Annotated in this window: 14 protein-coding genes; 8 read left to right on the top strand and 6 right to left on the bottom strand. The window is 68.5% G+C overall.

Going from position 1 to position 13,882, the window contains the following annotated elements:
• Positions 1–28: 28 nt before the first annotated feature.
• The 6 genes from GFK26_RS06920 to gstA form a co-directional block, all read right to left on the bottom strand.
• A complete protein-coding gene (locus GFK26_RS06920) occupies positions 29–1,021 on the bottom strand; it encodes a Bug family tripartite tricarboxylate transporter substrate binding protein (protein ID WP_153281349.1) in 993 nt (330 codons plus the stop codon).
• On the bottom strand, positions 1,018–2,841 hold the full coding sequence (locus GFK26_RS06915; protein WP_153281348.1) for an acyclic terpene utilization AtuA family protein: 1,824 nt from the start codon (positions 2,839–2,841) through the stop codon (positions 1,018–1,020). The genes GFK26_RS06920 and GFK26_RS06915 overlap by 4 nt, the downstream gene beginning before the upstream one ends.
• Positions 2,838–3,623 (bottom strand): enoyl-CoA hydratase/isomerase family protein, encoded by a 786-nt coding sequence (locus GFK26_RS06910; RefSeq protein ID WP_153281347.1) that lies wholly within the window; start codon positions 3,621–3,623, stop codon positions 2,838–2,840. The genes GFK26_RS06915 and GFK26_RS06910 overlap by 4 nt, the downstream gene beginning before the upstream one ends.
• Positions 3,624–3,639: 16 nt before the next feature.
• Positions 3,640–4,461, bottom strand: a complete 822-nt coding sequence (locus tag GFK26_RS06905) for an enoyl-CoA hydratase/isomerase family protein (RefSeq protein ID WP_153281346.1) — start codon at positions 4,459–4,461, stop codon at positions 3,640–3,642.
• A complete protein-coding gene (locus GFK26_RS06900) occupies positions 4,461–5,714 on the bottom strand; it encodes a CaiB/BaiF CoA transferase family protein (protein ID WP_153281345.1) in 1,254 nt (417 codons plus the stop codon). The genes GFK26_RS06905 and GFK26_RS06900 overlap by 1 nt, the downstream gene beginning before the upstream one ends.
• Positions 5,715–5,828: 114 nt before the next feature.
• Complete coding sequence (gene gstA / locus GFK26_RS06895; protein ID WP_153281344.1) at positions 5,829–6,437, bottom strand: glutathione transferase GstA; 609 nt, start codon at positions 6,435–6,437, stop codon at positions 5,829–5,831.
• A gap of 189 nt (positions 6,438–6,626) precedes the next feature.
• Between gstA and GFK26_RS06890 the strand changes: the two genes are divergently transcribed.
• The 8 genes from GFK26_RS06890 (at position 6,627) to GFK26_RS06855 (ending at position 13,769) form a co-directional block, all read left to right on the top strand.
• Positions 6,627–6,812, top strand: coding sequence for a DUF1328 family protein (locus GFK26_RS06890; RefSeq protein ID WP_056574793.1), 186 nt, complete (start codon positions 6,627–6,629; stop codon positions 6,810–6,812).
• Positions 6,809–7,735 (top strand): transglutaminase-like domain-containing protein, encoded by a 927-nt coding sequence (locus tag GFK26_RS06885; RefSeq protein ID WP_416222546.1) that lies wholly within the window; start codon positions 6,809–6,811, stop codon positions 7,733–7,735. Before GFK26_RS06890 ends, GFK26_RS06885 begins: the two co-directional genes overlap by 4 nt.
• A gap of 177 nt (positions 7,736–7,912) precedes the next feature.
• Positions 7,913–9,901, top strand: a complete 1,989-nt coding sequence (gene mnmG / locus GFK26_RS06880; protein ID WP_153281343.1) for a tRNA uridine-5-carboxymethylaminomethyl(34) synthesis enzyme MnmG — start codon at positions 7,913–7,915, stop codon at positions 9,899–9,901.
• Positions 9,898–10,542: a 16S rRNA (guanine(527)-N(7))-methyltransferase RsmG gene (gene rsmG, locus GFK26_RS06875; protein WP_153281342.1), complete on the top strand. Its 645-nt coding sequence runs from the start codon at positions 9,898–9,900 to the stop codon at positions 10,540–10,542. Before mnmG ends, rsmG begins: the two co-directional genes overlap by 4 nt.
• Positions 10,543–10,656: 114 nt before the next feature.
• Positions 10,657–11,271, top strand: coding sequence for a LysE family transporter (locus GFK26_RS06870; RefSeq protein ID WP_153281341.1), 615 nt, complete (start codon positions 10,657–10,659; stop codon positions 11,269–11,271).
• A gap of 29 nt (positions 11,272–11,300) precedes the next feature.
• Entirely contained in the window at positions 11,301–12,221 is a 921-nt protein-coding gene (locus GFK26_RS06865; protein ID WP_153281340.1) for a ParA family protein, read from the top strand.
• A gap of 49 nt (positions 12,222–12,270) precedes the next feature.
• Positions 12,271–12,816: an RBBP9/YdeN family alpha/beta hydrolase gene (locus GFK26_RS06860; RefSeq protein WP_153281339.1), complete on the top strand. Its 546-nt coding sequence runs from the start codon at positions 12,271–12,273 to the stop codon at positions 12,814–12,816.
• Positions 12,816–13,769: a ParB/RepB/Spo0J family partition protein gene (locus GFK26_RS06855; protein ID WP_099794294.1), complete on the top strand. Its 954-nt coding sequence runs from the start codon at positions 12,816–12,818 to the stop codon at positions 13,767–13,769. Before GFK26_RS06860 ends, GFK26_RS06855 begins: the two co-directional genes overlap by 1 nt.
• Positions 13,770–13,882: the final 113 nt, after the last annotated feature.

Genomic DNA, 13,882 nt, shown 5'->3' with positions numbered 1-13,882 from the left:
GCGTGGCGTGGCGTGGCGGGACTGCGCCTCAGGGAGTGTCGATGCGCAGCGAGCGGATGAATGGTACCCATCGCGCGCGCTCGGCCCGTCCATAGGTCTCGGCCTGCGCAGACGTGGTCGGCCCCAGCGGATCAGACGCGCCCTGCGCGAGCCGCGCCTGCACGGCCGGCAACGCCAGCGCCTGGTTGAGCGCGCCATTGAGCCTGGCGAGCACCTCGGGCGGCGTGCCGGCGGGCGCCATCAGCTCGTTCCACGTGTAGGCCTCGTAGTCGCGCAGGCCCTGCTCGGCGAAGGTCGGCAGCGCCGGTGCCATCGGGCTGCGCCTGTCGCCCGAGATCGCGAGCATCTTCAGCTTGCCCTGCTTCGCCAGCGGTGCGGTCGAGATCAGCCCGTCGAACAGCAGCTTCACATGGCCGCCCGAAAGGTCGACCAGCGCGGCGCCGTTGCCCTTGTAGGGCACGTGCAGCAGCTGCACGCCGGCCGCCTTGGCGAAGGCTTCGCCGACGATGTGGCTGATGGAGCCCGGGCCGCCGGAGCCGTAGCTGACCACGCCGGGCTTGGCTTTCGCGAGCGCGATGAGTTCCTTCAGCGTGCCCGGCATGTCGGCGCTGGCCACCAGCACGAGCGGCGTGCGCGAGACCAGGCCGATGGCCTGCAGGTCTTTCTCGACGTCGAAGGGCAGCGAGCGGTACAGGCCGACGTTCATCACCAGCTGCGAGCTGGTGCCCAGGCCGATGGTGTAGCCGTCGGGCGCGGCCTTGGCGACGGCGTCGGTGCCGATCACGCCGCCACCGCCGCCGCGGTTTTCCACCACCACGCTCTGGCCCAGTTGCTGCGTCATCGCAACCGCGAGTTCACGCGCGATGGTGTCGTTGCCGCTGCCGGCGCTGAAGGAGACGATGAGGCGGATCGGCCGCGACGGCCAGGCCGGCTGCGCCAGCGCATGCAGCGGCGCGCCGAGCACTGCGGCGCCGCAGCTGCCCAGCACCAGCCTGCGTCGCCGGATGCGCGCGGCGTTCATGGCAACAGCGCCAGCAGGGCGGTGCTCGCACGCACCGGCATCGCGAGCAGGATCTGTCCCATGCCCTTGCCCAGCGGGTCGTTGCGCAGCGAGGCCATGCCGCCGCCGCCGAGCGCCTGTTCGCAGACGAAGTTGAAGGCGTCGATGCCGGGCACGTCGTAGCGCGTGACGCGGCCCTTCACCAGGTGCGCGAGCCATGCGGCCACGCGGGCCTCGGTGAGCTGCGCGCGCAGCAGCGGCAGCAGCGCGGGGTGGCGCGCGATGATGCCGATGTTGGAGGTGTCGCCCTTGTCGCCGCTGCGGGCCCAGGCCAGGCGGATCAGTGGCACCTCGATGCCGTCGGCGGTGTCGATGTCGGGCACGGTGTCTGCCGAAGCGACCGCCGCACGGGGTGCGCCGTCTCCCGGCCCCGCCTGCGTCGGCGGCACCTCGACCGGCGCACCATCGACCGTGACGCGCGGCTGCACCCGCGCCTTGTCGAGCAGGAACGCGTACTGCCGGATGGACGGCGAGACCGATGCGCGCCCGCCGCCCGCGCCCGTGGTGCCCGGCGCCCACGAGGTGCCCGCCGGCGCGACCTCGCGTGCGAACAGCTCCAGGGCTTCCTTGCGCGGGTGCGTCACCGCGAGGCGCAGGATGGCTTCACGCGTTGGCGTGGCTTGGGCGTGCGGTCCGTAGCAGGACTCGGCACCCAGCACTTCGAGCTGCGTGCCGCTGTAGGGCCCGAGGCCGGCGGCCGCGATCAGCTCGCTCGTGCGCGTGAGGATCGCCTCGCCGGTGCGACGCGCCTTGGCCACCGCATCGAAGCCGACGATGGTGAGCTGCGCCGCGGTCTTGAAGCCTTCGACGTAGGTGGCGCAGACCTTGTAGGTGGCGGTCGGTGCGCGCCCGCGCGCGCCGTGCACGGCCACGCGGTGTTCGCCGGCCTGTTCGATGCGCACCTGCGTGAAGTCGGCCACCACGTCGGGCAGCAGGTAGGTGGCGGGGTCGCCGATCTCGTAGAGCATCTGCTCGCCGACCACCGCGGGCGTGAGCTTGCCGCCGGTGCCCGCGGGCTTGGTGACGACGAAGCCGCCGTCGGCGCTGCACTCGACGATGGGGTAGCCGATGTGCGGCCAGTCGGGCACGGTGTCCCAGTCGGTGTGCAGGCCGCCGGTGGCCTGGCAGCCGCATTCGATGATGTGGCCCGCGAGGCTGCCGGCCGCCAGCAGGTCGTGGTCGCCGGGCTGCCATTTGAATTCGTGCATCAGCACACCGAGCGTGACGGCCGAGTCGACGCAGCGGCCGGTGATGACCACCTGCGCGCCCGCATCGAGCGCCGCCTGCACGGGCCGCGCACCGAGGTAGGCGTTGGCGGTGAGCACGCGCTCGGGCAGGGCCGCGCCGCTCTGCAGTTCGCGCACGGGCGGTTGCGATGCGCGCAGCTCGGGCAGCAGCGGCGACACGTCGTCGCCGCTCACCACGGCGATCTTCAGCGCGATGCCTTGCTCGGCAGCGAGCGCGGCCAGTGCGTCGGCGCAGCCTTGCGGATTGACGCCGCCGGCATTGCTCACGACGCGGATGCCTTGCGCCACCACGTCCTTGAGCACGGCCTTCATGGCGACCGAGACGAAGTCGGTGGCGTAGCCCAGCTCGGGCTTCTTGAGCCGTGCGCCGGCAAGGATCGACATGGTGAGTTCGGCCAGGTAGTCGAACACCAGGTAGTCGATCTGTCCGCTGGCCACGAGCTGCGGTGCGCCCACGCTGCTGTCACCCCAGAAGCCGGAGGCGCCGCCGATGCGGACGACGCGGTCCTTGCTGTTTTTTGTGCTGCTGTTCATCGGCCACTCCATTGCGGTTTGCGTTTTTCGCGGAAGGCGAGTTGGCCTTCCGCGGCGTCTTCGGTCAGGGCGAAGAGGGCGATCTGGCTTTCGGTGAAGGCCATCGATTCCTCGAACGCCATCGCCTCGATCTTCTTCATCGTGTACAGGCCGCGTCGGATGGCGGCGGGCGACTTGTCGAGCATGCGACCGAGCAGCCAGTCGACGCTCTCGTCGACGTCATCGCTCACGCGGTTGACGAGGCCGTGTTCGAGCGCCTGCGCGGCGGTGATCGGCTCGCCGGTGATGCACATCTCGGACAGCACGCGGCGCGGCAGCAGGTCGCCGAGCACGCTGAGCACCTGCGCGGGAAAGAGGCCGACCTTCACCTCGGGCAGGCCGAACACGGCCTGGCTGCTGGCCACGGCCATGTCGCACATGCCCATGAGCCCCATGCCGCCGGCCATGCACGCGCCGTTGACGCGCGCGATGAGCGGCACGGTCGATTGCTTCGCCTGGCGGAACAGGTTGGCGAAGCCCTGGTAGGGCTGCGAGTAATCGAACTTGAAGGCGCTGCCGCTTTGCAGGTCGGCGCCCGCGCAGAAGGCGCGCGTGCCCGCGCCGGTGATGACGACGGCGCGCACGTCGGTGTTGTGGTTGGCGCGCGCCAGCGCATCGGACAGGCCGGCGAGCACGCCCGCGCTGATGGCGTTGCGGCGTGCTTCGCGGTCGATGGTGAGCCACATCACGGCGCCGCGCATTTCCTCGCGCAGTTCGGTGGGGGACGGGGCGTGGTCGGTCATGCGGTGGGTCCTTGAGTCAAGAGGAAGAAGAGGAGGGCGAGGCGGGCCACTGGAAGCGCGCCGGCCGGCGCTGCGTGAAATCGTCGATGGCCTGCCGGTGGTCGTCGGTGGCGAAGGCCAGGCCTTGCGCCATGGCTTCGAACTCGAACATCGCGTCCATGTCGCTGTCGAAGGTGCGCTGCAGACCCTGCTTGGTGAGGGCGATGGCGGTGGCGGGGCCGTTCGCCAGTACGGCGGCGAGGGCCTGTGCGTGCGGCAGCAGCGCCTCGGCGGCGATGACTTCATGCACGATGCCCCAGTCCCTCGCGGTCTGTGCGTCGAGCTCGCGCGCCGACAGCATCAGCGCCTTGGCGCGGTTCAGGCCCACGCTGCGCGCGAGCGTGAAGAGCGAGCCGCAGTCGGGCACGAGGCCGACCTTCATGAACGACATGCAGAAGCGCGCGCTGGGCGCGGCGAGCACGATGTCGGCCGTCAGCGCAAGGCCGAAGCCGCCGCCGTAGGCACAGCCCTCGACGGCCGCGACGACGGGCTTGTCGCTCTGCATCAGCAGGCGCATGCCGGCCTGTGCGTCCTTCATGCGCAGGCGGCCGGCGGATGCTTCGAGGCGTTCGATCTCGCGCATGCCCTTGACGTCGCCGCCCGCGCAGAAGTGGCCGCCGCGCCCGGTGAGGACGATGGCACGAACCTGTGGGTCTTCGACGGCATTGCGGATCGCATCGAACATCTGCGCGCGCATCTCGAGGTCGAAGGCGTTGCGGCGTTCGGGCCGGTCGAGCGCGAGGGTGGCGACGTGGCCGTCGATGTCGCAGGCGATGAAGGAAGAAGCGGTGGTGGTCATCAGGATGCGCGCACGGCGCCGTTGTGAATGAGGGCGTCGATGCGCGCGTCGTCGTAGCCCGCTTCGCGCAGCACCTCGCGGCTGTGCTGGCCCAGGCGCGGCGGCGGCGTGGCGGGGCCGGGCGGCGTGCCGGACCATTCGCTGGGCACGGCCATCTGGCGGATGCGGCCGACGTCGGGGTGGTCCATCTCGCTGAAGAAACCGATGTCCTGCAGGTGCGCGTCGGTGAGCAGCGTGTCGAAGGTGTGCATCGGGAACACCGGGATGTCGGTGCCCGCGAGCAGGGCCTGGCACTCGGCGGTGGTGCGCGTGGCCAGCGCCTCGCCGACCATCGCGTAGAGCGCGTCGATGTGCCGCGTGCGCGCGCGGATGTCGGCAAAGCGCGGGTCGCTGTCGAACAGTGCGGGCTGGCCGATGGCGGCGAGGAAGGCGCGCCACTGCGGGTCGGTGTAGATCAGGCAGCAGACGTGGCCGTCGCGTGTCGGGTAGGGGCGGCGTTCGGGCGAGAGCAGGCGCGGGTAGCCGAAGTCGCCCTGCGGCGGCACGAAGGTCTGGTTGTAGAGGTGGTCGCCGAGCACCTGCGGCACCATGGTCTCGAACATCGGCACGTCGATGCGCTGGCCGCGGCCGGTGCGCTCGCGGCCGTAGAGCGCGGCGCTGATCACGCCGAAGGCATACAGGCCCACCGAGCGGTCGGCGATGGTGATGGGCAGGTAGCGCGGCGTGCCGTCGGGGCTGCCCATGGCCATGGCCTGGGGCAGGGCGCAGGCGGCCTGGATGAGGTCGTCGAAGGCCGCGCTCGCGGCATGGCGCCCGCGCTGCGAGAAGCCGAACATGCCGACGTAGAGCAGGCGCGGGTTGAGGGCGGCGAGCGCGTCGTAGCCCAGGCCCAGGCGCTCCATGGCCTGCGGGCGCACGTTGTAGGTGAGCACGTCGGCGTCGCGCACGAGGTCGAGCAGCGCGGCGCGGCCCTCGGGCGACTTCAGGTCGAGCGCGATGCTGCGCTTGTTGCGGTTCATGCCCAGGAACAGCGGGCCCATCTTCTGCTGGCCCTGGGCGCCAATGCCGCGCACCACGTCGCCCTCGGGCGCTTCGACCTTGATCACGTCGGCGCCGAGGTCGCCGAGCATCTGCGTGGCCGAAGGGCCCATGAAGATGGTCGTGACGTCGACGACGCGCACGCCGGTGAGCGGGCCACGTGCACCGGGTGCGCCGGGTTCGTCCGGGCTGGAAGAAGGCGAAGAAGAAGACATCGGCCTCAATCTCTAAAGTTCTATTTATAGAGTTTATGAGGCAAAAGAAAAGCCGCGCAAGGCGGCTTCTGGCTGAATCGATCCGGGTTTTCCCCCGGATCGGTGGGCTTCGGCTTACTTCAGCAGGCCTTCGGCCTTCATTGCTTCCTGAACGGCGGGGCGGGCGGCCACGCGGGCGTGCCAGGCCAGCACGTTGGGGAAGGCCGAGATGTCCACGCCGGTGGGCTTGGTCCAGTTGGTCACGGTGAACAGGTAGCCGTCGGCCACGCTGAAATGCTCGCCCATCAGGTACTGCTTGGCGGCGAGTTCGCTGTCGAGCCACTCGAAGCGGGCCTTGAGCTTGTCCTTGGAGATGGTCTTGGCTTCTTCGGGCATGGCCGGGTTGAACAGCGGGCTGAAGCCCTTGTGCATCTCGGTGCCGATGAAGGTCAGCCACTCCTGCAGGCGGTAGCGCGGCATCGTGCCGTTGGCGGGCGCGAGGTTCTTGGTGGGGGCGAGGTCGGCAATGTATTGCACGATGGCCGGGCCTTCGCGCAGGCGGGTGCCGTCGTCGAGCTCGAGCATCGGCACGTAGCCCAGCGGGTTGATGCCGTAGTAGTCGGTGCCGTCTTGCAGCTTGTGGCTCTTGATGCTGGCCAGCACGGGTTCGAAGGCAATGCCGGCTTCGTGCAGCGCGATGTGGGGGGAGAGCGAGCAGGCGCCGGGCGAGTAGTACAGCTTCATTCGAAAAAACTCCAATGGATAGAAGGAAAAGATCTGTGCGACCGCAGGGGATGCTAGCGGGTTTGGCTGCGTCGCGTTTTTGTCCTACGGCGGCTCGCGCGCGCCGACTATCGGGCGGCCGGCCGGGGCTTTCTACAGTCCCGACACGGCGGCACAAGCCGCTGCAAGGCAACAAAGGAGTGGTTCACCATGCTCAAGTACGCGATCATTTTTGCGGTCATCTCGCTCGTGGCCGGCCTGCTGGGCTTCGGCGGCATTGCGGCCGGTGCGGCGGGCATTGCCAAGCTGCTGTTCGGGCTGTTCCTCGTGCTGGCGGTGCTGTTCGTGGTGCTGGCCGCACTCGGCGTCGGCGCGGTGAAGAAAGCGATCGATTGACCGCGCTGCCGGCCGGCGCGCCCTTGGCCCGTGCCATGCACCTGTCGCACATCGACCTGCGCCTGGACTATGAGGTCGACGCCCCGGCGCACCTGCGGCTGAACATCGAGGCCGCGCGCACGGGCGCGCAGACGGTGCTGGCCGAAACGCTGACCATCGAGCCGCCCGCGCGGTTGCGGATAGGCTGCGAGGCCGACAGCGGCAATCGCTACGTGCGCTTCGACGCCCAACCCGGCCCGCTGACCATCGCCTACCGCGCGACGGTGCGGCGCCCGGTGGTGCATGTGCCGGCGACCTTGCCCGAAGTGCCGGTGAGCCAGCTGCCCGACGCCGTGCTGGGCGACCTGCTGCCCACGCGCTATTGCGAGTCCGACCTGCTGGCGCGCTGCGCGCAGCAGCTCTTCGGCGACCTGCCGCCGGGCATCGGCCGCGTGCAGGCGATTGCCGACTGGATCCACGACAGCATCGTCTACGTGCCGGGCAGCAGCGACTCGACCACCACGGCGCGCGAGGTGTTCGTGCAGCGCGCCGGCGTGTGCCGCGACTTCGCGCACCTGGGCATCACCTTCTGCCGCGCGCTCAACATTCCGGCGCGGCTGGTGGTGGGCTATGTGTGGTTCGACGAGCCGCCGCAGGATTTCCACGCCGTGTTCGAGGCCTGGCTGGGCGGGCAGTGGGTGCTGTTCGATCCGACGCGCATGGCGCCCGTCGACCGGCTGGTGCGCGTGGGCACGGGGCGCGATGCGAAGGACGTGGCCTTCTCCACGATCTTCGGCGCCGTGCGCATGACCGACAAGAAGCTCACGATTCAGGAACTGCAGGACGAACGCGCGGTGCCGCCGCGCACGCCGGCCCCCAGCGGTGAGCTGCGAGGCATCGAGAAGCCCGATCCGGTGCCCAAGCCCGCGCAAGTGCCCGCCTGACGTGGGTTGTTTGCTATTAAATATATAGCATCCTCCGCAATCCCGGCGCGGGCTCTGGCCATTTTTGGCGTGGCCCTCTAGCTTGTCCACACCAGGGGCACGACAGGGCATCGCCGCTTAAAATTAGTGCCCTTTTTTGCGCCGCGCACGCGTCCTGTGGTGCGCTCCTTTTTTCCAATGCTGTACCCCGAAGAATTCGATGTGATCGTCGTCGGCGGTGGCCATGCCGGCACCGAAGCCGCGCTCGCTTCCGCACGCATGGGCGCCAAGACGCTGCTGCTCTCCCACAACATCGAGACGCTGGGGCAGATGAGCTGCAACCCGTCGATCGGCGGCATCGGCAAGGGCCACCTCGTGAAAGAGGTCGATGCGCTCGGCGGCGCGATGGCCATTGCCACGGACGAGGCGGGCATCCAGTTCCGCATCCTCAATTCGAGCAAGGGCCCGGCGGTGCGCGCGACGCGTGCGCAGGCCGACCGCGTGCTGTACAAGGCCGCGATCCGCCACCGCCTGGAAAACCAGCCGAACCTCAGCCTGTTCCAGCAAGCCGTCGACGACCTGATGATCGAAGGCGACCGTGTGGTCGGCGCCGTCACGCAGGTGGGCATTTCCTTCCGCGCGCGCACCGTGGTGCTGACCGCGGGCACTTTTCTCGACGGCCGCATCCACGTCGGCCTCGACAACTACCAGGCCGGCCGCGCGGGCGACCCGCCAGCGATCAGCCTGTCGGCGCGCCTCAAGGAACTGAAGCTGCCGCAGGGCCGCCTGAAGACCGGCACACCGCCGCGTCTGGATGGCCGCAGCATCGACTTCTCGAAGTGCACCGAACAGCCCGGCGACGGCATGCCCGGTGGCGAAGGGGAGAAGAGGCCGATACCGGTGTTCAGCTTCATGGGCAAGGTCGAGATGCACCCGCGGCAGATGCCGTGCTGGGTGACGCACACCAACCAGCGCACGCACGACATCATTCGCTCGGGCTTCGACCGCAGCCCGATGTTCACCGGCAAGATCGACGGCGTGGGTCCGCGCTACTGCCCGAGCGTCGAAGACAAGATCAACCGCTTCGCCGACAAGGACAGCCACCAGATCTTTCTCGAGCCCGAAGGCCTGACGACCCACGAGTACTACCCGAACGGCATTTCGACCAGCCTGCCGTTCGACATCCAGTACCAACTGGTGCGCTCGATGGCCGGCCTGGAAAACGCCCACATCCTGCGCCCGGGCTACGCCATCGAGTACGACTACTTCGATCCGCGCGAACTCAAGAGCAGCTTCGAGACCCGTGCGATCCGCGGCCTGTTCTTTGCCGGACAGATCAACGGCACCACCGGCTACGAAGAGGCGGCGGCCCAAGGCCTGTTCGCCGGCATCAATGCCGCGCTGCAGTGCCGGGGCGAAGACGCCTGGCTGCCGCGCCGCGACGAGGCCTACCTGGGTGTGCTGGTCGACGACCTGATCACCAAGGGCGTGACCGAGCCGTACCGCATGTTCACCAGCCGCGCCGAGTTCCGGCTGCAGCTGCGCGAGGACAACGCCGACATGCGCCTGACCGAAGCAGGGCGCAAGCTGGGCCTCGTGGACGACGCGCGCTGGGACGCTTTCAGCCGAAAGCGCGACGTTGTTTCACGTGAAACAGAGCGACTCAAGTCGATCTGGGTGAACCCGCGCAACCTGCCGGCGGCCGAGTCGGCGCGGGTGCTGGGCAAAGCCATCGAGCACGAATACAACCTAGCCGACCTGCTGCGCCGGCCTGATGTGAACTACGCAACGCTGATGTCGCTGGACGGCGGCAAGTACGCTGCGAGTACGGCCCTGGGCGAGTCCGAGATCGAGCAGATCGAGATTTCGGCCAAGTACTCCGGCTACATCGAACGGCAGCACGACGAAGTGGAGCGCGCTGCGCACTTCGAGAACCTGAAGCTGCCGGCGGATTTCGACTACGGCCAGGTCAAGGCCCTGAGCTTCGAGGTGCGCCAGAAGTTGGACAAGCACCGGCCGGAAACGCTGGGGCTGGCCTCGCGTATCTCGGGCGTCACGCCCGCCGCGATCTCGCTGCTGATGATTCATCTGCGCAAGGGCGGGCACAAGGCCTTCGCCCGCGATGCCGCAGCCGATACCGCGACAACCACCGAAGCTGCTGCCGCCGAGCCGCACACCGCCCCATGAGCGCGACGCCTCTCGACACGCTGCGCGCAGGCGCAGCCGCCTTGGGCGTGGCCCTGTCCGACACGCAGGGCGAACAGCTGCTGGCCTACGGCACGCTGATGCTCAAGTGGAACAAGGTCTACAACCTGACGGCCGTGCGCGACCCGGCTGGCGTCATGACGCACCACCTGCTCGACAGCCTCGCAGCCGTCGCACCGCTGCAGCGCGAGTGGGCTGGGAAGGGCAAGTTGCTCGACGTCGGTTCGGGTGGCGGCTTGCCGGGCGTGGTGATCGCCATCATGCGGCCCGGCATCGAGGTCAGCTGCCTCGACGCCGTCGCCAAGAAGGCGGCCTTCGTGCAACAGGTGGCGGCCGAACTGGAGTTGCCGAACCTGCGCGGCCTGCACGCGCGGGTCGAATCGCTGGCCGGCAGCTACGAGGTGATCAGCTCGCGGGCCTTCGCATCGCTGCCCGACTTCTTCAATGGCTCGGTGCATCTGCTGGCGCCGGGCGGTGTCTGGCTGGCCATGAAGGGCAAGCTGCCGACCGACGAACTCGCCGCTTTGCCGGCAGGCGTCGCAGTGTTTCACGTGGAACAACTGACGGTGCCGGGCCTGGATGCCGAGCGCTGCATCGTCTGGGCGCGCAAAGAGGCCGCCTGATTTCGTAAAAGATGCGACGGCGCCGGCAAAAGCCGGTGTCGGAGCAATCTTCCCAGCGCCGGCCTGCCTTAGACTCGAAGCCTCCCCCTGGCTCTCTTTTTCGAGGCAAATCCCATGTTCGGCATCGCTGACTACGGCGCATTCGTCGCCGCCATCGTCGTGTTCCTTCTGATTCCCGGCCCGGGCAATCTGGCGCTGATCACTTCGACCAGCAAAGGCGGCATTCGTGGCGGCCTGGCAGCGACCTTCGGCGTGATCCTGGGAGATCAGGTCTTGATGTGGGCGGCAGTGGCGGGCGTGTCTGCCGTGCTGGCTGCCTACCCGGCCGCCTTCAAGGCCGTGCAGTGGCTGGGCGCCGCCTACCTGGCGTGGCTCGGCCTCAAGATGCTGCTGGCCAAGCCCGGTGCGGCGCCGATCTTGAACATCCGCCCGAGCCATTTCCTGCGCCAGGCGCTGACGATCACCTTGCTGAACCCCAAGGCGATCGTGTTCTATATGGCCTTCTTCCCGCTGTTCGTCGATCCGGCGCGCCACCAGGGCCTCATCACTTTCGGCGCCATGGCCGTGACCATCGCCGTGCTGACCTTCCTGTACGGCCTGACCTCGACGCTGCTCACGCACTTTCTGGCCGAGCGCATCCGCGCCAATCCCCGCATCTCGGCCACGCTCGAAAAGCTGGCTGGCACGTTCTTGATCGCCTTCGGCATCAAGCTCGCGATCTCACGCTGACCGACCCCGACGACCCGCACTGACGACACATGGCCAAGATTTTCTGCATCGCCAACCAGAAGGGCGGCGTCGGCAAGACCACCACCACTGTCAATCTCGCCGCCGGCCTGGCCAAAGTAGGCCAGCGCGTGCTGATGATCGACCTCGATCCCCAGGGCAACGCGACCATGGGCTCGGGCATCGACAAGCGTCAGCTGGAGCTCACGGTGTACGACGTGCTGCTCGAATCGGCCTCGGTGGCCGAGGCGCGGGTGAAGTCCGACAAGCTCATCGAGGCTGAGGCCAGCTACGACGTGCTGGGCGCCAACCGTGAGCTGGCCGGCGCCGAAGTCGAAATGGTGGCGCTCGACCGCCGCGAAAAGCGCCTGCGCACGGCACTGGCCGCCGTCGGCGCCGAGTACGACTTCGTGCTGATCGACTGCCCGCCGAGCCTGAGCCTGCTGACGCTCAACGGCCTGTGCGCCGCCCACGGCGTGATCGTGCCGATGCAGTGCGAGTACTTCGCGCTCGAAGGGCTCACGGACCTGGTCAACACCATCAAGCAGGTGCACGCCAACCTCAACAAGAACCTGCAGATCATCGGCCTGCTGCGCGTGATGTTCGATCCGCGCATCACGCTGCAGCAGCAGGTGAGCGAGCAGCTCAAGTCCCACTTCGGCGACAAGGTGTTCGACACCGTGATCCCGCGCAATGTGCGGCTCGCCGAAGCGCCGAGCTACGGCCTGCCGGGCGTGGTGTTCGACCCGTCCGCCCGCGGCAGCCAGGCCTTCATCGCCTTCGCGGAAGAGTTGGTCGCCAAGATGCCGCCCGCGAGCGCCTTCGCCTCGGGCGCGGTGGCACCGCCGGTCACGCCCGCACCGCGCGTGGTGCCCGACCTGCCGATTCCCGACGACGTGCTGGCCGCCGCGCCTTCTGCTTCCGTCGCGGATACCGACTCCAACCCCGTCTGATGCCCGCCCCTATGGGCGGCAGGCGCTATCAAGTTCGTAGCAACCAGCCATGAGTGAACCCCGCATCCTGCTGCTGCCCGGATGGCAGAACAGCGGTCCCGGCCATTGGCAGACCCGCTGGGAGTCGGTCTACGGCGACCGCCGTGTCGACCAGCACGAGTGGATGCGTCCGCTGCGCGGCGACTGGTCCATCCGCCTCGAAGAAGAAGTGCTGGCCGCGCCGGGCCCCGTGGTGCTGGCCGCGCACAGCCTCGGCTGCATCCTCACCGCCGCTTGGGCCGCCCATTCGCGCAACACGCACAAGGTGCGCGGCGCGCTGCTGGTGGCGCCCGGCGATCTGGAGCGCGACGACCTGCGCCAACTGATTCCCGGCTGGGCACCGATCGTGCGCCAGCCGCTGCCGTTTCCGGCCGTGCTGATCGCCGCCAATGACGACCCGTACTGCGACGCCTCGCGCTCGAAGCAGCTGGCCAGCGACTGGGGCGCACGCTTCGTCGACGCCGGCAAGGGCGGCCACCTGAACGCCGAATCCGGCCTGGGCGACTGGCCCGAAGGCCGGCAACTCCTGAACGACCTCTCGAAAGACACGCACTGATGGCGACCAAGAAACCCAAGGGCCTGGGCCGCGGCCTCGAAGCGCTGCTCGGCCCGACGGCCGCACCCTCCGCCGACCCGGGCGGCCCGCTCGGCGGCACCTCGGCAGAAGAGGGCGGCGCGCCGCAGAACCCCAACACCCTGAAGCTCGACCAGATGGTGGCCGGCGTCTACCAGCCGCGCACCCGCATGGACGAGGGCGCGCTCTACGAGCTGGCCGAGAGCATCAAGGTGCAGGGCATCATGCAGCCGATTTTGGTGCGCCGGCTCGATGCCGAATCGGCCGCGGCCAAGAATGCCGAGTACGAAATCATCGCGGGCGAGCGGCGCTTCCGTGCCGCCCGGCTCGCGGGCCTGGACACCGTGCCGGTGCTGGTGCGCGACGTGCCCAACGAGGCCGCGGCGGCCATGTCGCTCATCGAGAACATCCAGCGCGAAGACCTCAATCCGCTGGAAGAAGCTCAAGGCCTGCAACGCCTCGTCACAGAGTTTGGGCTCACTCACGAGATGGCGGCCCAAGCCGTCGGCCGTTCGCGCAGTGCCGCCAGCAACCTGCTGCGCCTGCTGAACCTCGCCGAGCCCGCTCAGCTGATGCTGATGGCCGGCGACATCGACATGGGCCACGCGCGCGCGCTGCTGTCGCTCGACCGTGGCACGCAGATCACTGCCGCCAACCAGATCGCCGCCAAGAAGATGTCGGTGCGCGAGGCCGAGGCGCTGGTGAAGAAGCTCGCGGCCGAGTTCACGCTCACGCCCTCGCGGCGCGGCAATGCCGGCGAGAAGTCGCGCGACCTGCAGCGCGTCGAGGAAGAACTGGCCGACCTGCTCACGGCCGAGGTCGAGGTGCGCATCAAGAAGCGCACGAAGCGCGGCGAAAGCGGCGAGCTGGCGATCCACTTCGGCTCCATCGAAGCACTCAACGGACTCATCGAGCGCATCCGTCGAACGGCCTAGTTCGGCCTGCGTTGCGAACGCGGACCCCTGCGTTCGTTTGATTGATTCCTGCAATCCTTTGCGCGTATCCTCGACCGCGGTTTTTCGTTCAGCGTTGCAAGACCATCACCATC

The organism is Variovorax paradoxus, from assembly GCF_009498455.1.
Taxonomy (GTDB): Bacteria; Pseudomonadota; Gammaproteobacteria; order Burkholderiales; family Burkholderiaceae_C; genus Variovorax; species Variovorax paradoxus_H.
This window is presented reverse-complemented; position numbering and strand designations above follow the sequence as displayed.